Below are 22,403 nucleotides of genomic sequence, written 5' to 3' on the forward strand. Positions count from 1 at the left end.
TTATGGTATAGAGATGAATAAAAAGATTGGCAACATCTTCAAAGGAGATAAGGTCATCTGGATGGTATTTTTCTTCCTCTGTATGATCAGTATCGTCGAAGTATTCTCAGCTTCGAGCAACCTGACATATAAGAGCCAGAACTACATCGGGCCGATTGCTTTCCACACCGTCACCATCATCATCGGTGCCATCGTGGCAGTAGTCACCCTTAATATACCATGCCGTTATTTCAAGCTGATGACACCTTTCTTACTTATCATCTCAGGCTTTACCCTGCTATGGGTGCTTGTCGGCGGCGAATCCATCAACGGTGCCAACCGCGTCATCTCACTCCCTGGCGGCATCACCTTCCAGCCATCAGAGATAGCCAAGGGCACGATGGTACTTATCACGGCCCAGATTCTCAGTGCTATGCAAAGAGAAGAAGGAGCCGACAAGAAAGCATTCAAGTATATCCTGTGGATTGTCGTGCCCACAGCCGCTCTCATTGGTATTGAGAACCTGTCTACTGCCGCCTTGCTCTTTGCCGTCATCTTCCTCATGATGTTCATCGGCCGCGTGCCTATGGTACAGATGGGCAAGCTTGTTGGAGTAGCAACTGTCCTCATTGGCATCTTCCTTGCGCTGGTATTGACGCTTGGAAGCATTGGAGCCTCACAAGAGAGTACCAGCCAGACGGTAGAGACGGTAAATGGTCAGACCACCGACACAAAGGTCATCAAGGGTGGTGGTGTCTTTCACCGCTTTGTCACTTGGCGTAACCGTATTATCAAGCATCTCGACAAGAAAGACATTTCTCCAGAAGAGTACGACCTTGACAAAGATGCACAGGTGGCTCACGCCAATATCGCCATTGTATCAAGCAATATCATCGGTAAGGGTCCGGGACAATCCGTAGAGCGCGACTTCCTCTCGCAGGCATTCTCCGACTTTATCTTTGCCATCGTGATTGAGGAATTAGGCATTATCGGCGCTACCTTCGTGGTGTTCCTCTATATCGTACTGCTATACAGAACGGCTCGCATTGCCAGCCGGTGCGAGAACAATTTCCCTGCCTTCCTCGCCATGGGACTAGCTTTGCTACTCGTGGTTCAGGCTGTCTTCAATATGCTGGTAGCCGTCGGCATCGCTCCTGTTACAGGCCAGCCCCTGCCATTGATCAGTAAAGGCGGAACTTCGACCATTATCAACTGCGCCTATATCGGTGCTATTCTCAGTGTTAGTCGTTCTGCGAAAAAAAGGGAGCCAAAAATAGCCGTAAAAGAAATATAATTTGTAATTTTGCACCCAATATAATAAATAAGGTATGAGCGAAGAACTGAGAGTCATCATTAGCGGAGGCGGAACAGGTGGTCACATATTCCCTGCCGTCTCAATTGCAAACGCCATCAAAGCCTTGCGCCCAGACGCCAAGATTCTGTTTGTAGGAGCCTTGGGACGCATGGAGATGCAGCGTGTTCCAGCAGCAGGCTATGAGATTAAGGGCTTGCCTATTTGTGGTTTCGACCGCAAGAACCTTCTTAAGAACTTCAAGGTGCTCTATAAGATCTGGAAGAGTCAGCAGATGGCCAAGAAGATTATCAAGGATTTCCGTCCACAGGTTGCTGTGGGTGTTGGCGGCTATGCCAGCGGTCCTACTCTGAACAAAGCCGCAGCCATGGGCATCCCCTGCCTCATCCAAGAGCAGAACTCCTATGCCGGAGTCACCAATAAGTTACTCGCCAAGAAGGCCGAGAAGATATGCGTGGCATACGAGGGCATGGAGCGTTTCTTCCCTGCCGACAAGATTATTCTGACAGGAAACCCTGTTCGTCAGGCATTACTCGACACCACCATATCGAAAGAGGAAGCCGTTAAGAGTTTCGGCCTCGACCCAACCAAGAAAACAATTCTGCTCGTAGGCGGCAGTCTGGGTGCCAGAACCATCAATGAGAGTGTCCTTCAGCATCTTGATCTCGTCAAGTCATCCGACGTGCAGTTTATATGGCAGACAGGCAAATACTATAGTGCAGAGATTGCCGAGCGTCTGAAAGGCCAGGATATTCCGAATCTGAAGGTGACCGATTTCATCACCGACATGGGTGCGGCCTATCAGGCAGCCGACCTCGTAATCAGCCGTGCCGGTGCCAGCAGTATCTCTGAATTCTGCCTGATTGGCAAGCCCGTCATTCTTGTTCCAAGTCCGAATGTGGCAGAAGACCACCAGACCAAGAACGCCTTGGCTCTGGCCAACCGCGACGCTGCCATCTATGTAAAAGATGTAGATGCACCTGACACACTATTAGAACTTGCAGTCAAGACAGTCAACGACGATGCATGGCTGAAGTCATTAAGTGAGAACGTTCTGAAACTCGCATTACCCGACTCGGCAGAGATTATCGCAAAAGAAGTAATCAAGTTAGCAAAATGAAAATAGAAGATATTAAAGCAGTATATTTCGTAGGAGCAGGTGGCATCGGCATGAGCGCCATCGCTCGCTATTTCCTTAAGAAAGGATTAGTCGTAGCAGGCTACGACAAGACACCTTCTGAGCTGACACGTCAGCTTGAGAAGGAAGGCATGCTGATCCATTACGAAGAAGACACAGAACAGATTCCCTTTGCCTGTCAGCAAAAGGCCTCTTGCCTTGTTATTTACACACCTGCGATACCTGCCGAGCATCAAGAACTGCAATTCTTCCGCAACAACGGATTCGAGATACAGAAACGTGCACAAGTACTTGGCACACTGACACAAGCCCACAAAGGTCTCTGTGTGGCAGGCACCCATGGCAAGACCACCACATCGACCATGTGCGCCCATATCATGCACCAGAGTCATCTTGACTGTAATGCATTCCTTGGTGGTATCTCGAAAAACTACGGCACGAACTACATCCTTTCCGACTCCGACTTCGTGGTTATCGAGGCAGATGAGTTCGACCGTTCTTTCCATTGGTTGCGCCCATGGATGAGTGTCATCACCTCTACCGACCCCGACCATCTGGACATTTATGGCACGAAAGAGGCCTATCTCGAGAGCTTCCGTCACTATACAGAACTCATCCAGCCAGAAGGCGCTCTGATTATCCACCGCAATCTGGAAATGAAGGAGCATCTGCAGGATGGTGTACGCCGCTATGACTACAGCCTCAACGAGGGCGACTTCCACGCAGAGAACATCCGCATCGGCAATGGTGAGATTGTCTTCGACTTCATCTCTCCCATAGAGAATGTGAAAGATGTGCAGCTCGGACAGCCCGTCCCCATCAACATCGAGAATGGCATCGCCGCTATGGCCATGGCGCAACTCAACGGCTGCACAGCCGAGGAGCTGAAATACGGCATGAAGACCTATGGCGGCGTAGACCGCCGTTTCGACTTCAAGATCAAGACCGACAAGCTTGTCTTCCTGAGCGATTACGCCCACCATCCCAAAGAAATATACCAAAGCGCCAAGAGCATCCGTGAGCTGTACAAAGACAAGCATATCACCGCTATCTTCCAGCCCCACCTCTATACCCGTACCCGCGACTTCTACAAAGATTTCGCAGAGGCTCTGAGCCAGCTCGACGAGGTTGTTCTCACCGAGATCTATCCCGCTCGCGAAGAGCCCATAGAAGGTGTTACGTCAAAGCTCATCTATGACAACCTGAAGACTGGCGTGAAGAAAAAAATGATTCAGAAGGATGAGGTGCTCAACTACATCAAGACCCACCAGTTCGAAGTGCTTGTCGTACTTGGAGCCGGCGACCTTGACAATCAGGTGCCCCAGATGGTAAAGATATTAAATAGCAAGAAATAAGTAAATAGACTGATGACCGTCAACTGGAAGAAATCTGCTCTTGTAGCTTGCGACCTCGTTATCGCTGCCTACCTGCTGCTCGCCATCACCGCGTTCAACCGCCCTGATGTAAAGGCGACGCATTGCTCGGAGGTCAAGATCGACATCGAGGAGAGCGAGGTAGAAGGCTTCCTGAACGTAGACGAGATAAAGCGCATCCTGTCGCAAGACCACCTTTATCCTCTCTCCCAGCCCATGCAGGCCATTAGTCCGCGTAAGATAGAAGAAAGTCTGCACAAGAGTCCCTTTGTCGAGAAGGCAGAATGCCACAAGACCCAAAGTGGTCATGTATGTATCCGCATCCAGCAGCGGCTGCCGGTAGTCAGAGTGATGGCCGACAACGGTGAGAACTATTACGTAGACTCTCACGGCAATATGATGCCAGAGACCCGATACGTCACCGATCTCATCATTGCTACAGGACATATCTCACGCAAATATGCGCAGGGCATTCTGACACAGGTTGCGAAAATCGTTCTGCAAGACAACTTCTGGAAAAACCAGGTTGTACAGATCAATGTTCTTCCAAACGGTTCGATGGAGATAGTGCCTCGCGTTGGCGATCACATCATCTATCTCGGATTGCCCAATCAGGTAGAGAAGAAGTTGGAGCGCATGCGTAAGTTCTATCTATACGGTCTCAACAAGGCCGGGTGGAACAAGTACTCATATATCAGTGTAGAATTCAACAATCAGATTATCTGCAAGAAAAGGAATAGTAGTAAATCGTAAATATATCAGATGATGGCAGCAAAGGAATTTATCGTAGCAATTGAACTCGGTTCATCCAAAATGACCGGTATCGCGGGTCAGAAGAACCTCGACGGCAGCATTAACGTGCTCGCTATGGTCAAGGAGGATTCTTCTTCGTTTATCCGCAAGGGAGTGGTCTACAATATCGACAAGACCGCTCAATGCCTTACCAGTATCATCAAGAAACTGGAAAACCAACTTAAGACAGAGATCACTCAGGTATACGTGGGTGTAGGCGGACAATCTATCCGTGGTGTCAAGAATGTCGTGTCCAAAGACCTGCCCGTAGAAACCATCGTCACCCAAGACATGGTTATTGAACTGATGGATGCTAACCGCAATATGACTTATCAGGATCAGGAAATCCTCGATGCTGCCGTCCAGGAATATAAAGTAGGTCCTCAGTTCCAGCTCGATCCTGTTGGCATTCAGGCCACCCACTTGGAAGGACATTTCCTGAACATCCTGGAGCGCAAGGCATTCTACAGGAATCTCAACAAGTGTTTTGAAGTTGCGGGTATCAATGTAGCCGAGATGTATCTGGCACCTCTGGCACTGGCCGACAGCGTGCTGACCGAGGCAGAGAAGCGTTCCGGTTGTGCACTTGTTGATATCGGTGCCGACACGACCACTGTTTCCGTATACAGCAAGAACATCCTGCGCCACCTGGCCGTCATCCCCCTCGGAAGCAACAATATCACCAAAGACATTGCCACCCTGCAGATGGAGGAATCAGATGCCGAGAATATGAAACTGAAATACGGTTCAGCCTTCACCGACAACAACGACATTGACAATGAACTGAAATACTCTATCGACCCGGAGCGCCAGATTGAGAGCCGTAAGTTCATTGAGATTGTTGAAGGCCGTGTTGAGGAAATCATAGAGAACGTATGGTATCAGGTTCCTTCAGAGTTCTACGACAAACTGCTGGGTGGTATCATTCTCACTGGTGGCGGTTCAAACATGAAGAATATCGAGAAGGCATTCACGAACCACACCCATATCGAGAAAATCAGAATCGCCAAGTTCGTTACGCAGACCATTCTTACCAACAACGAAGAAATCAAGTCACATAACGGCATGATGAACACGGTGCTTGGACTGCTCATCAAGGGCGATATCAATTGCGCTGGCAGCGCCATCGACCCGAATGGCGACCTCTTTGGCAGCCAGAAACAAACCATTCATCCGACAAACGACCAGCGTCCTGCGCGCCAGGCCTCTGACATCCCTGCCGGTGTCATCCGCACAGAGGCAGAGAAGCAGAAGGCCGAGGAAGAACGACGCCGCCAGCAGGAGGAGGAAGAGCGCATCAGGCGTGAAGAAGAGCTCCGCCAGCAGGAGGAAGAAGAGCGTATCCGCAAGGAGAACAGTTTCTGGAACAAGGCCAAGAGAAGCCTTCTGAATTTTGGTAAGTCTATTGTTGAAGAAGAATAAAAACGCAAGAGCATTATGGAGAATAACATGAATATAGATATCCTGGACTTCGGAGCACCGGAGAAGGAACACAGCATCATTAAGGTTATTGGTGTTGGCGGTGGCGGCGGCAATGCAGTCAACCACATGTACCGCGAGGGCATTCACGACGTAACGTTCGTGCTTTGCAACACAGACAACCAGGCACTCAACGACTCGCCCGTACCTGTTCACCTGCAGCTTGGCAAGGAAGGCCTTGGCGCAGGAAACAAACCCGAGAAGGCCCGCCTGGCAGCAGAAGAGAGCATTGAAGACATCCGCAACATGCTCAGTGACGGCACACGTATGGCCTTTATCACCGCCGGTATGGGTGGTGGCACTGGCACAGGTGCGGCACCAGTCATTGCCCGCATCTCAAAAGAGCTTGGCATCCTCACCGTAGGTATCGTCACCATCCCCTTCCGCTTTGAGGGCGACCGTAAGATCGACCAGGCTCTGGATGGTGTTGAAGAGATGCAGAAGCACGTCGACGCCCTGCTTGTCATCAACAACGAGCGTCTGCGTGAGATCTACCCCGAACTGTCGGTCCTCGACGCTTTTGGCAAGGCTGATGACACCCTGAGCGTGGCAGCCAAGTCTATCGCCGAGATCATCACCGTACACGGCCTTATCAATCTCGACTTCAATGATGTGAAGACCGTATTGAAAGACGGAGGCGTTGCCATCATGTCAACAGGCTATGGCGAAGGTGAAGGACGCGTGAAGAAGGCCATCGAAGACGCTTTGAACTCACCGCTGCTCAACGACAACGACATCTTCAACTCGAAGAAAATCCTGTTGTCCATCTCGTTTGCAGGCTCTAAGGACGGCCAGCAGTCGCTGATGATGGAGGAGATGAACGACGTGAACGACTTTATGGCCAAGTTTGGCAACGACTTCGAAATCAAGTGGGGACTCGCCACCGATCTCGAACTGGGTAAGAAGGTCAAGGTCACCATCCTTGCCACAGGCTTTGGCATTGAGAGCATCGACGGCATGGGCAACCACCTGAAGAAACAGAGTCAGGAAGACCTCAACCGCATTGCTGCAGAACAGGAAAAGGCTGCCGAGCGCCAGGACCGTCGCAACCGCTACTATGGCGGCGAAGGGACCACCAAGCGCTACAAGCGCCGCCCGAACATCTACCTGTTCCGCCCTGAGGATCTTGATAACGACGATGTCATCTCCGCTGTAGAACAGACACCTACTTATAAACGCACGCGCGAGATTCTCGAGAGCATCAACAGTCAGACCAATAGCATCGAGGCTGTCGATATCGACGACACGCCCTCTGATTCACATGATGCCATTCAGAGCACCATCGTGTTCTCATAAATAGAGTTCTTGAAGCACGCTTATCGACTTCATCTCCGGAAAATCCGGCAGGTGAAGTCGATAATACTTTAACGACACCTCCAGCAAGCGGTTACGTTGCTGGTGCGACATCTGAAACAGGTGCATTGTCGGATAGTCCATTCGCATCATCAGCTGTACGCGCTCCGCTTCTTCTGGGAATAAGAAGTCCCTATGCACGGGGGGCTGAGGCATGAACACACTCTCACGCAAGTCAAAATAGTCGCCGGCACGATAGTGCTCCAGATTAGGATAGAAACCCAGGAAACGCGAGAGCCTCATCAGAAACACCAGATGGAAATTGGCAAAGCCACCACTCTTGCCGTCGAGCCACAACACACTACTCTCCAGATAGTCGTAAAGCAACTCATTACGCTGCTCTGAGCGAAGCGCATAATACAGGAACTCAGCCACAAAGAGAGAGATAGCCAGCTTGTGCGGATCGAACGGGATTGACGAGAAAGGTACGGCCAACCTCACGTCCGACAGTTTCTGCAACTGCACCTTCTGCCTCACATCCACCTCAATCTCCAGCATCGTCATGGGCTGGAAGAACTGCTTCTTGATCTTCGACTTTGTCGACTTCGGTATATTGACGATAAACGATAATCTACCGTGGCTTCTGGTGAACATATCCACAATGATACGCGTTTCACCATACTTAAGCGAGTGAAGCACAATGGCCTGAGTTTTCGTCAACATACGTGGGCAAAGGTACGAAAAAAGTGAAAAAGTAAAGAAGTGAAAAGCAGAAAAATACAAAAAAGAGGGTAAAATGGCATTTTTTTTATAGAAAATTTGGTGGATTGGAAAAATAGCAGTAATTTTGCACCCGCTAAAAAAGGCGATGGTCCCTTCGTCTATCGGTTAGGACGAGAGATTTTCATTCTCTAAAGAGGAGTTCGACTCTCCTAGGGACTACAGAATTAAATCTGTCATCTGCACAGCCAGTGCTACTGAGAACATCAGGAACGGTGACAGAGGACTTTCGGAAGAAAGTCTGCCCAGGGTAGCCCCAAAGGCGTAAAACCCACAAGCTTTAAGTTAAACATTCAAATTTTTAAATTAAAAAAATGGCAAATCACAAATCATCAGTGAAGAGAATCCGCCAGGACAAGAAGAAGGCGCTTCACAATCGCTACTACGCAAAGACAATGCGTAACGCCGTACGCAAGCTGCGTGCAATGACAAACAAGGACGAGGCAGTAGCCCTCTATCCAAAGGTACAGAAGATGCTCGACAAGCTGGCTAAGACCAATGTTATCCACAAGAACAAGGCAGCCAACCTGAAGTCAAGCCTCGCTCTGCACATCAACAAACTGTAATCAGTTATAGTTTCGTTATAAAACAAAACCGCAATCTTTTCAGGTTGCGGTTCTTTTTTTGTAGTTTTTTAGCAGATAAACATAGTTTATCTGACTTTTTTTTTGTACCTTTGCCAAAAATTTGGCGAATTACGGGCTGCATCTCAGCAAAAAGCAAGCTTTCCGCATTCGATTTGCACCGTTTTTGCAACCAATTAGTGAATTATAAAGAAATGACTGAAGAACAACTCAACCAAGAACAAAATTACTCCGCGAGCAATATTCAGGTGCTCGAGGGTTTGGAAGCTGTACGTAAGCGCCCCGCTATGTACATTGGTGACATCAGCGAAAAGGGACTTCATCATCTGGTCAATGAAACCGTCGACAACTCTATCGACGAGGCCATGGCCGGTTACTGTACACATATCGAAGTAACTATCAACGAAGACAATTCTATCACCGTACAGGACAACGGACGTGGTATTCCCGTCGACGAGCATGAGAAGATGCACAAGTCGGCCCTTGAGGTCGTTATGACCGTTCTCCATGCCGGTGGTAAGTTTGATAAAGGCTCCTACAAAGTATCAGGAGGTCTGCATGGTGTAGGTGTAAGCTGTGTAAACGCCCTCTCTACCCACATGATGTCACAGGTATTCCGCAATGGTCACATCTACCAGCAGGAATACGAGAAGGGTAAGCCCCTCTACGACGTAAAGATTGTAGGCGACACCGATAAGACCGGTACCCGTCAGCAGTTCTGGCCCGACGGTACCATCTTCACCACCACAGAGTACAAGTACGACATCATCGCCAAGCGTATGCGTGAGCTGGCATACCTGAATGCCGGTATCACCATCACACTGACCGACCTGCGTCCCGATGAGGAAGGCAATCTCCGTCAGCCCGAGGTGTTCCATGCCAAGGAAGGCCTGAAGGAGTTCGTTCGCTACGTCGACCGTCACCGCACCTCAATCATCGGCGATCCTATCTGTCTGAAGACTGAGAAGGATGGTGTGCCCATCGAGGTAGCCCTGCTGTACAACAGCGATTACTCAGAGAATATCCACTCTTACGTTAACAATATCAACACCATCGAGGGTGGTACCCACCTTACTGGTTTCCGCATCGCCTTGGCTCGTACACTTAAGAAGTACGCCGACGAGGACGATCAGCTGCGCAAGCAGATTGAGAAGGCCAAGATCGAGGTAGCCCAGGACGACTTCCGCGAGGGTCTTACCGCCATCATCTCAGTAAAGGTAGCCGAGCCTCAGTTCGAGGGTCAGACCAAGACCAAGCTCGGTAACAGCGAGGTGAACGGTGCCGTACAGAAGGCCGTAGGCGAGGCTATGACCAACTACCTGGAGGAGAACCCCAAAGAGGCCCATACCATCTGCGAGAAGGTAATTCTGGCCGCTACAGCACGTATTGCAGCCCGCAAGGCCCGCGAGAGTGTACAGCGTAAGAACCCGATGACTGGCGGTGGCCTGCCTGGTAAGTTGGCCGACTGCTCAAACAAAGATCCTAAGGAGTGCGAGATTTTCCTCGTCGAGGGTGATTCGGCCGGTGGTTCTGCTAAGCAGGGCCGCGACCGTCACTTCCAGGCCATCCTGCCTCTGCGTGGTAAGATTCTGAATGTAGAGAAGGTACAGTGGCACCGTGTGTTCGAGGCCGAATCGGTTATGAACATCATCCAGAGTATTGGTGTACGCTTCGGCGTTGACGGCGAGGACTCAAAGGATGCCAATATCGATAAACTGCGTTACGATAAGATTATCATCATGACCGACGCCGACGTCGATGGTTCTCACATCGACACACTGATCATGACACTCTTCTATCGCTTCATGCCACAGGTTATCCAGGGCGGTCACCTCTACATCGCTACCCCACCACTCTACAAGTGTACTTACAAGAAGACCTCAGAGTACTGCTACACCGAGCAGCAGCGCCAGGCATTCATCGATAAGTACGTAGCAGGTAACGGCGACGACAAGGCTCTGCACACCCAGCGCTACAAAGGTCTTGGTGAGATGAACCCCGAGCAGCTGTGGGAGACCACTATGAATCCCGAGAACCGCTTGCTAAAGCAGGTAACTATCGAGAACGCCGCCGAGGCCGACGAGATCTTCTCAATGCTGATGGGCGACGACGTAGAACCACGTCGCGAGTTCATCGAGAAGAACGCCACCTACGCTAATATCGACGCGTAAGGCACGATATCAAATACTTCAAATACTTTTCAAATCCCCACTTGCGATAGGTCTTATCCTATTCAGGTGGGGATTCTCATAGTTTGACAGAGATACCATATAGCAGAATACCGTTTCTAAAAGGTATACACATAGCACATTAAAGGCAGTTCCTCGTTGTTTATCAGCAACTTACATCTTACTTTTTAGAAACGTTTATATCGAATATTTATCTCATTTCTTTTTGTGAATTTGAGAAAAAACATTAATTTTGCAGCAAAATTATGCAAGATTCATGTACTTTCTAAGTTATACCTAATATAAACCATTAAAATTTGAAAAGATGAAAAAAGCAATTTTTAATTTCGGATTATTCTTATTGGCTGTTCTTCTGCCAATAGGATGCAATAGTGATGACAAAAAGGACCAAGAATTTGAAATAGGAATACCTATTTCACAAATAGAATGCGAAGACAATATTACAAATTTCTTCAATTCTGCTTTACCATACTCATCCATTTATCATTACTCAGATTCTTTCTTCTGTACTCCCGAAGAATTTGATAAGAATATTTGTTATGTTATTAATAGCAATACAGAATTGCAGAATGTATGTCGTAACGTTCCAAGAAACCTATTACCAGAAATTGATTTTTCTAATTACACACTAATCGTTGGACAAGAGCACGCTCAACTTGGCAATAAGCCTAAAGATTTGCTAAAAAAGACTCTTTATGAAACTGAAACTGGTTACATTTTGAGTCTGTACTATAATAAATTTGTCATGGGCTCAGGCTCTGTTGACACATTCCCAAGATTCATTGTATATTTCTGGGGAATCTATCCAAAACTTAAAAATAACAACATTATTATAAAACTTTCTATTAAAGATTAAGATGAAAAAATGCATTACTGTTTTTAGCTTTATATTGTTATGATATATATAACAAAAAATTTTTCGAATATGATAAAAATGGTATCAAAAAAGTACGTTAGAGATAAATTAAGTATATTATTACTGTTTATTTCTATTATTGGGTTGTTATATAGTTGTGATTCATCTAATAAAGAAGAAGGATTTGTCCTGGAAGAATTTTTAATCGATGACAGTGACATGAAATCTATAACTGATTCTGTTGTCGAAATGCATCTTTCTATATTACAATCAAATAAACAGATATTATCATTGAATCTTTCTCAAAAGGATTCTGCTTTATTTTTTATTTTTTCATTAAGAAACAAAAAAGACTTGGTTTACAACTATATTTACAGAGAAAACAAAAGAATTGTTGGTTATACGAACTCAGGGGATGTTAAACTAATATTATTATCTGATATAAATAATATTTCTGAATTTGGCAGCCAGTTTGGTAAATTTATTCATCCTACAGGGAACTCTGAAGTTTTTAGATATTTAAATTACCCTCAGAATCTTTATATTGGAGAAGGAGAAAATGCATGGCCAACCTTTGAGTTGATCTATGATCCAACATACATTGTATATCCGTATGTAAACAACAGATTCTTATATCCAATAATGACAAAAAATCCAAATATAGATATAAATTCAGATTGAATAGGTTTAGAATAAAAGTTTGACTATACGCTACAGGATAATGAGTACACTTACAATCAAAAAGAAATTATGATCTACGAGAATGGGACACTGAAGCAGATTCTGGTCGATGGTGGCTATGTCACCTTCAGCGGAACCACTAAAATATTAACACATAAATCTTAGCAAAATGAGAAAAACTATATTATTTTTTCTTTTTTGACAAGTTCTTGGAATCTTTATGCCCAAGAAATAACCGCAATGCAGAATCGAATATATGGAGGTGACTCTCTGGAAATTCGACGAATGGATTTCAGTGGGTTTGACTTAGACGGAAAAGACAAGACGTGGAATCTGAAGGGCGTGAAACTATATAAAAAGAGGCTGCGATCAAGGTATATCGAAAAAAAAGATACTCTTTTAAGCATTGGCTTACTTAATCGTGTACTCTACCAACAGTCGAGAGGCGGACAGTCTATCGTCAGCATAGAAGATAAATTGATGCAGATTGATTATAAAGAGGCTGAGGAATATCTAAGATTTCCAATGAAACAGGGCGATTCCATCGCAGGACAGTTCAGCGGAAAAGGACTATACTGCGGACAGGTCCCCGTGTATCGATATGGCACATACGTAACGAAAGCTGATTCAGTCGGTAAAATTATTCTTCCTTCGGGTAAGGAAATATATGGAGTGGCTCGTGTACACACGGAAAGGCTTATTAACCTGGATTATGACAACAAGACCGCTGAAAGAACAAAGATGCAGGAAAACGTCTACCGCTGGTTTGCTGATGGGTATCGCTATCCTATACTGGAAGCCATTATTACCACAAAAAGCGAGAAAGTGATGGAGCAACTACTTTTCTATTGCAACCCTGAGGATCAGGAACGACTGGCATCTAATGATGTAAACAAGGTGGTGAGGGATGCCGTGGCAAAGGTCGGAGAGAGTTCTCGTAATGAGAAGAACACGAAGAATGACGATGGATTCAGATATGAGATAAGCCAAAACGGTCAAGGGATAAGTATTCATTACCAGACAGAAAAGCCTGTAAAGATTGTAGCTATGCTTGCAAGTAATCAAGGCTATGTGTATCAGCATATAGAGAGAAACGATGGTGCTGACACTGGGGAAATCGATATCAGTACCAACGGACTTAGACGAGGACAATATGTTGTTTATCTGAATGCAAACGGCAAAAACCACGCAGAAAAGATAAGTGTGCGGTAGTGGCATTTAGGATTTGGCCAGCGCTGATATTTTAAGGAAAGGATTGATAAATTGTCGTACCTTTGCAGCCGCAAACAAGTTGCAACGGTATTTGCGTAATTATTAATCCTTTAAAACAAGAAGTATGTTAGAACTGAACATTTCAAAAAACAACAATCAGCTTAATGCGGGCTACGGCAAATATTATGCCCGCGTGGAATATAAGGAAACGCTCGGAATTGACGAAATGGCTAAGCACATGGCGCAACACAACACGCCATTCTCGGTAGGTACCATTACAGGTATATTGCGTGACTTCGTTGACTGTACTCGTGAACTCTGTCTTAGCGGAAACACAGTAAAGATAGACGACCTGGCCATCTTCAAGTGCTCAGTAGATGCTAATGGACTTACACTTTCAAACTAATTGCAGCAATAGCAACAGCTATTGTCTCGGTACTCGGAGCTGGCGCTGTGGTCAGCTGCATGTAGATAGGAATCCTCTCCGCCAATTGGCGGGGAGGATGTTTTTCTATTCATATACCTTGGCTTTTCGTTTGCCTTGGAGTACGGCGAGGGCATTGAGGGCGAGGGCTTCCATCTCATCCTCGCCAGGGAAGCAGTGGATGGGAGCCAAGAACTCCACACGTTGACGGAGGCGGCTGACAACATACTCAGAACGTGCCAGACCGCCCGTGAGCAGGATGGCATCGATATGGCCACAGAGTACAGCCGACTCAGCAGCGATGCTCTTGGCAACATGATAGATCATGGCATTGAGGATGAGTTCGGCATGTTTGTCACCATAGTCTTCGATACGGCGGATCACCTCGCGCACATCGTTGGTACCCAGATGGGCATTGAGACCTGCCTTTCCTGCAATACGCTTCAAGAGCTGCTTCTCGTTATACTTGCCACTGAAACAAAGACGGATAAGGTCGGAAGCCGGCAGCGAGCCGGCACGTTCCGGTGAAAAAGGGCCTTCGCCATCGAGGGCGTTGTTAGCATCAACGGCACGTCCGTGGTCGTGAGCCGCCACAGATATGCCACCACCCATATGACAGATAATCAGGTTGAGGTCTTCATACTCCTTGCCTATCTCGGCGGCATAGCGACGGGCTATGGCACGCTGGTTGAGGGCATGCCAGATACAGATACGGTTCATCAAAGGGGAGCCGGAGATACGGGCATAGTCGTTGAGCTCGTCGACAACACCTGGATCGGCAATGAAAGAACGACAGCCAGGAGTGGAGGCGGCTATCTCGTGTGCTATCAGGCAACCCAGGTTACAAGCATGATTATGGAGGGCTATGCCGCTATGGGTGTCTTGAATCATAAGGTCGTTAATCTCGTAGACACCACCCTCAAGCGGTTTTACAAGGCCACCACGCCCAATGACGGCATCGAACTCTACAGGGATGTTGGCCTGGCGAAGTTCATCGAGCACCAGTTGGCGACGGAAGTCCTGCTGCTCTATCACATCGTCGAAACAAGCCAGCTGTTCAGGGGTATGCGCGATGTTACGGACGAGCAAGGGCGACTCATCCTCAAAGACTGCCACCTTTGTAGAGGTAGAGCCTGGATTGATGACAAGTATCTTCATATAGCAGCAAGGGCGAGAGAATAGTACTTCGACTCCGGACTGTCAGCACGCGATGGCAACACGCAGCAACACTGTGTACCCTGCAACACACCAGCCGTCTTGGCATAGCCAAAGAGGGTGATGGTCTTATAAAACACGTTGCCTGCCACGATGTCGGGGAATATCAGTGCATCAGCCTGTCCGTCGATGACGGAACGGATGCCTTTCTCACGCAGGCTGACGGAGTCGAGCGAGGTCTTCAGGTCTAACGGTCCATCGATGATGCAGCGCCCGAAGGCACCTGTCTGGGCCTCGGCGATAATCTCCAGATAGTCGACAGTATAGGGGAATGTCTTGGCACTTACCTTCTCTGCACAATGGATGAGCGAGATACGCGGTTCCTCGATACCAAGGGCATGGCACACATAGTTCACATAGTGAATCTGCTGGCGACGTTGAGCCTCGGTGGGCACAGGAATCACGGCGGCATCGGTGAAAAAGAGCAGTTTCTCGTATTTGGGGATCTCGGCCATCGCCACATGGGTGAGCACATGACCCGGGCGGATGATGCCACTTTCCTTATCTAATATGGCTCGCAGAAGCACATCGGTATTGATGAGTCCCTTCATCAGGATGTCGGCCTCACCGCTCTTACACAGGGCCACCGCACGACGGGCGCACTCTTCCTTATCGTCGCCATCGACATAGATAGGTTCGATGAAGCCCATCTCCACACCTTTCTCTACAGCATAACGGGTACTGGCGTCGTTGGCACACACCACGGCTACACGCTTTTTGTCGCCTCGCTGCTGGAGAAAGACAATCATATCATTCAGGGTCTTTATCGGCTGCATGGTCTTTAAATTTTTGGTTTTATGCTGCAAATATACAAAAAGTTTTGTATCTTTGCAAGCGGAAAGAACTAAAAACAATGATTATGAGGAAATATCTGCTAATTTCTGCTATTCTTATGGGAAGCTCTTCTTTGTGTGAAGCACAGACTGAGCAGGCGCCTATGCTGTTGCAGTACGACAAGCCTGCCACCTACTTCGAGGAGTCGCTGCCCATAGGTAACGGTAAACTTGGCGCCCTGGTATATGGTGGTACTGACGACAACATCATCTACCTGAACGATATTACCTTATGGACGGGGAAACCCGTAGACAGAAACCTTGATGCCGATGCCCACCAGTGGATACCAAAGATACGCGAAGCGCTGTTCTGTGAAGACTACAAGCTTGCCGACTCACTGCAGTTGCACGTACAGGGTCCCAACTCACAGTATTTCCAACCGCTGGGTACGCTGCATATCAAAGACCTGGGGCTGGGCGCTATCACAAACTACCAGCGCAGCCTCAGCCTCGACTCGGCTATTATCAAAGACAGGTACGTACGCAACGGAAAGACTATTGAGCGAGAGTACTTCGCCTCGAACCCCGACAAGCTGATTGCCATCCGACTGAAGGGTGACATCAACTGCAGGATAGCCCTAACGGCTCAGGTGCCTCATCAGGTAAAGGCCATCCCCACCCAACTCACGATGACAGGTCACGCTACGGGCCTTTCTCAAGAGAGCATCCACTTCTGCACGATGCTCAGCGTTAAGACGGATGGCGAAGTGGCTGCATCAGACTCTTCCGTAACAATCACGAATGCCAAGGAGGCGATTCTCTATATCGTCAACGAGACGAGTTTTAACGGTTTTGACAAGCATCCCGTCAGAGAAGGCGCACCCTATCTAGAGAATGCAGCTAACGACATCTGGCACACTCAGAACATGAGCTACGACGAGTTCTACACCCGTCATCTGGCTGACTACAAGGCTATCTACGACCGTGTAAAGATCCGTCTCTCGGATAAGGCCATAGCCCACAAGGGTAATACCGATGACTTATTGCTCGACTATACCAACCATGGAGGCAAGAGCCGCTATCTCGAAGAGCTATATTTCCAGTTCGGACGCTATCTGCTGATCTCCTGCTCACGTACAACTGGCGTTCCCGCTAACCTGCAGGGACTCTGGACACCTCACCTCTGGTCGCCATGGCGTGGCAACTATACGGTAAACATCAACCTTGAGGAGAACTACTGGCCCGCTTTCGTGGCTAATATGGCAGAGACGGCTACCCCACTCGACGGCTTTATCAGCGCGCTTGCTACTAACGGCAGGTTTACCGCCAAGAACTACTATAATATCGGTGAAGGCTGGTGCTCGAGCCATAACAGTGACATCTGGGCAATGACAAACCCCGTAGGCGAGAAGCGCGAAAGCCCTATGTGGTCGAACTGGAATATGGGCGGGGCCTGGCTGGTGAATACCCTGTGGGAGCGCTATCAGTTTACACAAGACAAGGCTTATCTGAAGGACATTGCCTACCCGCTGATGAAGGGTGCTGCCCGGTTCTGTCTGCGCTGGCTCATTGAGAATCCTAAACAGCCTGGCGAGCTGATAACAGCTCCCAGCACGTCGCCCGAGAACGAGTATAAAACAGATAAGGGCTATCACGGCACCACCTGCTATGGCGGTACAGCCGACCTGGCCATTATACGCGAACTCTTCATCAACACGATTGCCGCAGGCAAAATTCTCGGTCAAAAAGACAAGGAGATGGAGCTGGCTCTGGCTAAGTTGCATCCTTATACCATCGGTCACATGGGCGACCTGAACGAATGGTACTACGATTGGGACGACTGGGACTTTAAGCATCGCCACCAGAGTCACCTGATTGGCCTATACCCAGGCAGTCACCTGACTGATCCGGCTCTACAGAAAGCAGCTGAAAGGACTCTTGAGATCAAAGGTGATGAGACGACAGGATGGAGCACCGGATGGCGCATCAACTTGTGGGCACGACTGAAGAACGGAGAGAAGGCACATCAGATATACCGAAAACTGCTGACAGCTGTTGCACCTCAGAAAAGCAAAGCACCTAACTACAGCAAAGGCGGGGGCACTTATCCTAATCTCTTCGATGCTCACCCACCTTTTCAGATCGACGGTAACTTCGGCGGCACAGCTGGCGTCTGCGAGATGCTCATACAGAGTAAGGACGGCGTCATTGAACTGCTGCCCGCCATTCCTGAAGCATGGAAGGACGGGGCTGTCAGCGGACTCTGTGCCAGAGGCGGCTATGAGGTGGCATTTGAATGGAAAGACGGCAAGGTGCGTGACTGCCAAATCAAGGCTAAGAACAACGGCCGTGTCACCTTATTATATAATAACATGCAGAAGACTATTAAGTTGAAAGCAGGTCAAACTCAAAATATCAAGACGTGGTAAAATTACAAATCAAAGAAACAGATCTGAACAAGGCAAAGAGCTGGAGCGAGTCGGTTTTCCTTGACGACGACCTCCTGCTGACGGAGCACATCAACAAGGCTCCTATGCCTACAGAGCCCAGAAAGATGAACTTTATCCTCATCGGACTGTGTACTAAAGGTAGAATCGAGTATCGACTCGACACCCAAGAGATGATTATCAACCCTGGCGATATTCTCATTGTCAGCGATAAGCATGTGGTAGATAAGTATCAACCCTCGCCCGACATGGAAGGATTGTGTATGATGCTTAGCGTGAACTTCTTCCATGAGATTATCCAGAACGTGAGGGATGTCAACTCACTATTCCTCTTTGCCCGTAGTCACCCTGTGATGAGTCTCGACAGGAAGGAGCAGGACACCTTTAAGGAGTACTTCCAAGTGATTAAGCAAAAGATTGGCGACAATGGAAACTTCTTCCACAAGGATCTGATCAGAACTTTGCTACTGGCTATGTTCTACGACGTTGGCAATATCATCAACCGAGTAAGGAAGCTCGACAAGCCACAGACACGCGCTGAAGCCATCTTCACCAACTTCATCAAGATGGTTGAGGCTAACTACAAACATGAACGCCGTATCAGCTGGTATGCCATACAGCTTGGCATCACACCGAAGTATCTGTCGGAAACGGTAAAGGCCGTTAGCCGTCGTACACCTAACGAATGGGTCGACAACTATGTCATGATGGAATTGCGCGTTCTTCTGAAGAACTCTACCAAGAGCATCAAGGAGATTACCGAAGAGATGAATTTCCCCAATCAGAGTTTCCTGGGTAAATTCTTCAAGGAGCATGTAGGCATCTCGCCCAATAAGTTCCGTAAACTATAAGTAGTTCTGGCGGCGCAGCTCTTCAACGGTATCGAGCAACTCCTGATACCATGCCTCGCCAAAACGACGGATAAGCGGGTCGCGAAGGAATTCATAGAGCCGGAGGTTCTCTTGAATACCCTTGGCAACGGCCATCTTGCAGACCGACCAACGGTTGTAGTTCAGACCTATAAGGCCCTCGCCAATACGCTTCTCACGAATAGGATAGAGCGCACAACTTACAGGCTTGCAGAAACGGGTTCGCCCTGCTCTGTAAGCCTTTTCTAATGCGCAAAGACAACAGTTCCTGATGGGCAAATGGGTGTTCCAATCTTCTATATCACCATAATAGGTAAACACACAATCCTTGCCACGAACGATACTCGTCACCAAGTCACCCTCCTGATCGGTATAAGCCACACCTTGCTTGTCGATCACTGCCTGAGCCGATGCAGACAGATCGCCCCACACCTCGTCGAGACAATTCTCAATCTCAGCAACCTCATCGAAGGTCACAGGTGCACCAGCGTCGCCCTCTACACAGCATTCGCCTTTGCAAACGCTGAGGTCACAACAAAATTTCTCCGTCAATATCTCTGACGAGAGCAACACATCGCCTACTTGGATAATGGGTGGAAGTTGATTCATCTTCTGATTGAATTTTGGCACGGATTACACGGATTTACACTGCTTTATTCTTATGCACAGAGCCGTGTCTTTATTTATAAAGCCGCGTAATCCGTGCCTAAAGTCTTTTACCAAAGAATGGGAGTCATGCCGTTTTGTTCGAGATAGGCGTTACAACGTGAGAACTGATGCTGACCAAACCAACCACCACGATTGGCACTCAGGGGTGAGGGATGGACAGATTCAAGCACGAGATTGTTCTGCTTGTCAATCATATATGCCTTTGAACGGGCATAGCCACCCCAAAGCATATATACCAGATGCTGGCGGTTCTGTGCCAAGACCTGGATAGCGGCATCGGTAAACTTCTGCCAACCTAAGGCTGAATGACTGTTAGCCTGATGAGCTCGAACGGTGAGCGATGCATTGAGCAGCAACACACCTTGTTCAGCCCAGCGTGTCAAGTTGCCAGAGGTAGGAACGGGTGTACCAAGGTCGTCCTGAATCTCCTTAAAGATGTTCTGCAGCGAGGGCGGAAACTGGATACCATCCTGCACAGAGAAACTCAGTCCGTGGGCCTGTCCTGGCTCGTGATAGGGATCCTGACCGATAATCACCACCTTCACCTTGTCGAACGGACACAGGTTAAAGGCATTAAAAATCAGTTTGCCTGGAGGATAGCACGTAGTGGTTTGATACTCCTTACGCACAGCTTCAGTGAGCTGAGCAAAGTAAGGCTTCTCAAACTCGCCCTGCAAATACTGCTTCCAAGAGTCCTCTATCTGTACTGCCATATTTCTTTAATAATTTGGCACGGATTACGCAGATTAACACGGATTAATTTTGTTTCGCCAAATCCGTGAAATCCGTGTAATCCGTGCCTGAAAATTAGTCTGTAATCAGGTTCTCACCAGTCATGTCGGCAGGCTGCTCCAGTCCCATGATATGGAGGATAGAGGGAGCTACGTCGGCCAGACGACCGTCCTTCACTGTTGCCGAGTTGTTGTTGGTTACATAGATGAATGGAACGGGATTCAGTGAGTGAGCGGTGTTAGGCGTACCATCAGGATTGATGGCGTTATCAGCATTACCATGGTCAGCAATGATGATTGCCTCGTAATCGTTAGCCTTAGCAGCCTCGATTACGTCCTTCACGCAGTTGTCAACAGCCCAGACGGCCTTGGCAATAGCGTTGTACACACCAGTATGGCCTACCATATCGCCGTTAGCGAAGTTAACCACAATGAAATCATACTTTGCCTCGTTGATAGCAGCCACCAGCTTATCCTTCACCTCAAAAGCACTCATCTCAGGCTTCAAGTCGTAGGTTGCTACCTTCGGAGAGGGAACCAGGATGCGATCCTCGCCCTCGTAAGGCTGCTCGCGACCACCATTGAAGAAGAATGTTACGTGAGCATACTTCTCGGTCTCGGCGGTGTGGAGCTGCTTCTTGCCCTGCTGTGAGAGATATTCTCCCAGCGTATTCTCAACGTTCTCCTTGGGGAAGAGAATGTTGACACCTGTGAAGCTGGCATCGTATGGAGTCATGCAATAGTACTGCAGTCCAGGGATGGTCTTCATGCCCTGCTCAGGCATATCCTGCTGAGTCAGTACGATGGTGAGCTCCTTGGCACGGTCGTTGCGGAAATTGATGAAAATCACAACGTCGCCCTCTTCGATGCAACCATTGACACTGGCATTGTGGATAGGCTTGATGAACTCATCGGTCACACCGTCGGCATAGCTCTCCTCTACGGCTTTCACCATATCAGTAGCCTGCTTACCTGTGCCATTCACGATGAGGTCGTAGCCCTCTTTCACACGCTCCCAACGCTTATCACGGTCCATTGCATAGAAACGACCTACAATCGAGGCGATAGCAGCATCATTGTCTGCACATGCCTTAGTCACCTGCTCAATGAATCCCTTACCGCTCTTGGGGTCGGTATCACGACCGTCCATGAAACAGTGAACGAAAGTCTGATTCTTCAGTCCATAGTGCTTACCCACCTCGATGAGCTTGAACAGGTGGTCGAGTGAAGAGTGTACACCACCGTCAGAGCAAAGACCCATCAGGTGCAGTTTCTTATTATTTTCTTTGGCGTAGGTATAAGCTGCCTTCACCTGAGGATTATCTACGATAGAACCGTCTTTGCATGCGCGGTTGATCTTAACAAGGTCCTGATAAACGATACGACCAGCACCGATATTGAGGTGACCCACCTCTGAGTTACCCATCTGTCCGTCGGGCAGACCAACGTCTTCACCAGAGGCCATGAGCTGAGAGTGAGCCGAAGTAGCTGTCAACAAATCGAGATAAGGAGTCGGTGTGTTGAAAATCACGTCACCCTTACCATGCTTACCGATTCCCCATCCATCGAGAATCATCAATAATGCTTTCTTTGCCATAATCTTATTA

The 22,403-nt window shown here is 48.2% G+C and carries 20 protein-coding genes and 1 tRNA gene; 15 read left to right on the forward strand and 6 right to left on the reverse strand.

Going from position 1 to position 22,403, the window contains the following annotated elements; all coding sequences use genetic code 11:
* Positions 1–13: 13 nt before the first annotated feature.
* The 6 genes from BMX82_RS04410 to ftsZ are packed head-to-tail and all read left to right on the forward strand — an operon-like array spanning position 14 to position 7,369.
* Positions 14–1,273, forward strand: a complete 1,260-nt coding sequence (locus BMX82_RS04410) for an FtsW/RodA/SpoVE family cell cycle protein (RefSeq protein ID WP_036910568.1) — start codon at positions 14–16, stop codon at positions 1,271–1,273.
* 34 nt (positions 1,274–1,307) lie between these two features.
* Positions 1,308–2,411 carry an undecaprenyldiphospho-muramoylpentapeptide beta-N-acetylglucosaminyltransferase gene (gene murG, locus BMX82_RS04415; protein WP_036910570.1) on the forward strand — a complete coding sequence of 368 codons (1,104 nt, stop codon included), beginning with the start codon at positions 1,308–1,310 and terminating at the stop codon, positions 2,409–2,411.
* Positions 2,408–3,784, forward strand: coding sequence for a UDP-N-acetylmuramate--L-alanine ligase (gene murC / locus BMX82_RS04420; RefSeq protein WP_091766450.1), 1,377 nt, complete (start codon positions 2,408–2,410; stop codon positions 3,782–3,784). Before murG ends, murC begins: the two co-directional genes overlap by 4 nt.
* Before the next feature lie 12 nt (positions 3,785–3,796).
* A complete protein-coding gene (locus tag BMX82_RS04425; protein WP_091766453.1) occupies positions 3,797–4,555 on the forward strand; it encodes a cell division protein FtsQ/DivIB in 759 nt (252 codons plus the stop codon).
* A gap of 12 nt (positions 4,556–4,567) precedes the next feature.
* A complete protein-coding gene (ftsA, locus tag BMX82_RS04430; protein WP_036910856.1) occupies positions 4,568–6,016 on the forward strand; it encodes a cell division protein FtsA in 1,449 nt (482 codons plus the stop codon).
* Between the two features lie 15 nt (positions 6,017–6,031).
* A complete protein-coding gene (gene ftsZ / locus BMX82_RS04435) occupies positions 6,032–7,369 on the forward strand; it encodes a cell division protein FtsZ (RefSeq protein ID WP_091766456.1) in 1,338 nt (445 codons plus the stop codon).
* On the opposite strand, the gene recO is transcribed toward ftsZ, so the two are convergent.
* On the reverse strand, positions 7,364–8,089 hold the full coding sequence (gene recO, locus BMX82_RS04440; protein ID WP_036910577.1) for a DNA repair protein RecO: 726 nt from the start codon (positions 8,087–8,089) through the stop codon (positions 7,364–7,366). The two genes, ftsZ and recO, sit on opposite strands and share 6 nt — an antisense overlap.
* Positions 8,090–8,236: 147 nt before the next feature.
* On the opposite strand from recO, the gene BMX82_RS12960 reads away from it, so the two are divergent.
* From BMX82_RS12960 to BMX82_RS04470, 7 genes are all read left to right on the forward strand, one after another.
* A tRNA-Glu gene (locus BMX82_RS12960) sits at positions 8,237–8,308 on the forward strand.
* A gap of 152 nt (positions 8,309–8,460) precedes the next feature.
* The gene (rpsT, locus tag BMX82_RS04445) at positions 8,461–8,712 is read left to right on the forward strand and encodes a 30S ribosomal protein S20 (protein ID WP_036910579.1); all 252 of its coding nucleotides are present in this window, start codon (positions 8,461–8,463) and stop codon (positions 8,710–8,712) included.
* Between the two features lie 212 nt (positions 8,713–8,924).
* Positions 8,925–10,901 (forward strand): DNA topoisomerase (ATP-hydrolyzing) subunit B, encoded by a 1,977-nt coding sequence (gene gyrB, locus BMX82_RS04450; protein ID WP_036910581.1) that lies wholly within the window; start codon positions 8,925–8,927, stop codon positions 10,899–10,901.
* A 322-nt stretch (positions 10,902–11,223) separates the two neighbouring features.
* On the forward strand, positions 11,224–11,775 hold the full coding sequence (locus BMX82_RS04455) for a hypothetical protein (protein ID WP_091766459.1): 552 nt from the start codon (positions 11,224–11,226) through the stop codon (positions 11,773–11,775).
* Positions 11,776–11,844: 69 nt separating this feature from the next.
* The gene (locus BMX82_RS04460) at positions 11,845–12,456 is read left to right on the forward strand and encodes a hypothetical protein (RefSeq protein ID WP_091766462.1); all 612 of its coding nucleotides are present in this window, start codon (positions 11,845–11,847) and stop codon (positions 12,454–12,456) included.
* Between the two features lie 240 nt (positions 12,457–12,696).
* Complete coding sequence (locus BMX82_RS04465; RefSeq protein WP_091766465.1) at positions 12,697–13,668, forward strand: hypothetical protein; 972 nt, start codon at positions 12,697–12,699, stop codon at positions 13,666–13,668.
* A 124-nt stretch (positions 13,669–13,792) separates the two neighbouring features.
* Positions 13,793–14,074 carry an HU family DNA-binding protein gene (locus BMX82_RS04470; protein WP_091766468.1) on the forward strand — a complete coding sequence of 94 codons (282 nt, stop codon included), beginning with the start codon at positions 13,793–13,795 and terminating at the stop codon, positions 14,072–14,074.
* A 105-nt stretch (positions 14,075–14,179) separates the two neighbouring features.
* On the opposite strand, the gene buk is transcribed toward BMX82_RS04470, so the two are convergent.
* Entirely contained in the window at positions 14,180–15,250 is a 1,071-nt protein-coding gene (gene buk / locus BMX82_RS04475) for a butyrate kinase (protein ID WP_091766471.1), read from the reverse strand.
* Positions 15,247–16,083 carry a phosphate acyltransferase gene (locus tag BMX82_RS04480; RefSeq protein ID WP_036910583.1) on the reverse strand — a complete coding sequence of 279 codons (837 nt, stop codon included), beginning with the start codon at positions 16,081–16,083 and terminating at the stop codon, positions 15,247–15,249. The genes buk and BMX82_RS04480 overlap by 4 nt, the downstream gene beginning before the upstream one ends.
* A gap of 83 nt (positions 16,084–16,166) precedes the next feature.
* On the opposite strand from BMX82_RS04480, the gene BMX82_RS04485 reads away from it, so the two are divergent.
* Positions 16,167–18,509, forward strand: a complete 2,343-nt coding sequence (locus BMX82_RS04485; RefSeq protein ID WP_091767258.1) for a glycoside hydrolase family 95 protein — start codon at positions 16,167–16,169, stop codon at positions 18,507–18,509.
* Positions 18,503–19,378, forward strand: a complete 876-nt coding sequence (locus BMX82_RS04490) for a helix-turn-helix domain-containing protein (protein ID WP_036910585.1) — start codon at positions 18,503–18,505, stop codon at positions 19,376–19,378. The genes BMX82_RS04485 and BMX82_RS04490 overlap by 7 nt, the downstream gene beginning before the upstream one ends.
* On the opposite strand, the gene BMX82_RS04495 is transcribed toward BMX82_RS04490, so the two are convergent.
* From BMX82_RS04495 to gpmI, 3 genes are all read right to left on the reverse strand, one after another.
* Positions 19,373–20,005 (reverse strand): DUF3109 family protein, encoded by a 633-nt coding sequence (locus tag BMX82_RS04495; protein ID WP_091767262.1) that lies wholly within the window; start codon positions 20,003–20,005, stop codon positions 19,373–19,375. The two genes, BMX82_RS04490 and BMX82_RS04495, sit on opposite strands and share 6 nt — an antisense overlap.
* A gap of 107 nt (positions 20,006–20,112) precedes the next feature.
* Positions 20,113–20,778 carry a uracil-DNA glycosylase gene (locus BMX82_RS04500; protein ID WP_091766474.1) on the reverse strand — a complete coding sequence of 222 codons (666 nt, stop codon included), beginning with the start codon at positions 20,776–20,778 and terminating at the stop codon, positions 20,113–20,115.
* A gap of 94 nt (positions 20,779–20,872) precedes the next feature.
* Positions 20,873–22,393 (reverse strand): 2,3-bisphosphoglycerate-independent phosphoglycerate mutase, encoded by a 1,521-nt coding sequence (gene gpmI, locus BMX82_RS04505; protein WP_036910589.1) that lies wholly within the window; start codon positions 22,391–22,393, stop codon positions 20,873–20,875.
* Between the last annotated feature and the right edge of the window lie 10 nt (positions 22,394–22,403).

Origin of the sequence: Prevotella sp. khp7 (assembly GCF_900109055.1) — a bacterium.
GTDB lineage: Bacteria > Bacteroidota > Bacteroidia > Bacteroidales > Bacteroidaceae > Prevotella.

Excerpts from the sequence above, each read along its gene's own strand:
- BMX82_RS04410 (WP_036910568.1), top strand. The coding sequence starts at position 14 with ATGAATAAAAAGATTGGCAACATCTTCAAAGGAGATAAGGTCATCTGG.
- murG (WP_036910570.1), top strand. The coding sequence starts at position 1,308 with ATGAGCGAAGAACTGAGAGTCATCATTAGCGGAGGCGGAACAGGTGGT.
- murC (WP_091766450.1), top strand. The coding sequence starts at position 2,408 with ATGAAAATAGAAGATATTAAAGCAGTATATTTCGTAGGAGCAGGTGGC.
- BMX82_RS04425 (WP_091766453.1), top strand. The coding sequence starts at position 3,797 with ATGACCGTCAACTGGAAGAAATCTGCTCTTGTAGCTTGCGACCTCGTT.
- ftsA (WP_036910856.1), top strand. The coding sequence starts at position 4,568 with ATGGCAGCAAAGGAATTTATCGTAGCAATTGAACTCGGTTCATCCAAA.
- ftsZ (WP_091766456.1), top strand. The coding sequence starts at position 6,032 with ATGGAGAATAACATGAATATAGATATCCTGGACTTCGGAGCACCGGAG.
- recO (WP_036910577.1), bottom strand. The coding sequence starts at position 8,089 with ATGTTGACGAAAACTCAGGCCATTGTGCTTCACTCGCTTAAGTATGGT.
- rpsT (WP_036910579.1), top strand. The coding sequence starts at position 8,461 with ATGGCAAATCACAAATCATCAGTGAAGAGAATCCGCCAGGACAAGAAG.
- gyrB (WP_036910581.1), top strand. The coding sequence starts at position 8,925 with ATGACTGAAGAACAACTCAACCAAGAACAAAATTACTCCGCGAGCAAT.
- BMX82_RS04455 (WP_091766459.1), top strand. The coding sequence starts at position 11,224 with ATGAAAAAAGCAATTTTTAATTTCGGATTATTCTTATTGGCTGTTCTT.
- BMX82_RS04460 (WP_091766462.1), top strand. The coding sequence starts at position 11,845 with ATGATAAAAATGGTATCAAAAAAGTACGTTAGAGATAAATTAAGTATA.
- BMX82_RS04465 (WP_091766465.1), top strand. The coding sequence starts at position 12,697 with ATGCAGAATCGAATATATGGAGGTGACTCTCTGGAAATTCGACGAATG.
- BMX82_RS04470 (WP_091766468.1), top strand. The coding sequence starts at position 13,793 with ATGTTAGAACTGAACATTTCAAAAAACAACAATCAGCTTAATGCGGGC.
- buk (WP_091766471.1), bottom strand. The coding sequence starts at position 15,250 with ATGAAGATACTTGTCATCAATCCAGGCTCTACCTCTACAAAGGTGGCA.
- BMX82_RS04480 (WP_036910583.1), bottom strand. The coding sequence starts at position 16,083 with ATGCAGCCGATAAAGACCCTGAATGATATGATTGTCTTTCTCCAGCAG.
- BMX82_RS04485 (WP_091767258.1), top strand. The coding sequence starts at position 16,167 with ATGAGGAAATATCTGCTAATTTCTGCTATTCTTATGGGAAGCTCTTCT.
- BMX82_RS04495 (WP_091767262.1), bottom strand. The coding sequence starts at position 20,005 with ATGAATCAACTTCCACCCATTATCCAAGTAGGCGATGTGTTGCTCTCG.
- BMX82_RS04500 (WP_091766474.1), bottom strand. The coding sequence starts at position 20,778 with ATGGCAGTACAGATAGAGGACTCTTGGAAGCAGTATTTGCAGGGCGAG.
- gpmI (WP_036910589.1), bottom strand. The coding sequence starts at position 22,393 with ATGGCAAAGAAAGCATTATTGATGATTCTCGATGGATGGGGAATCGGT.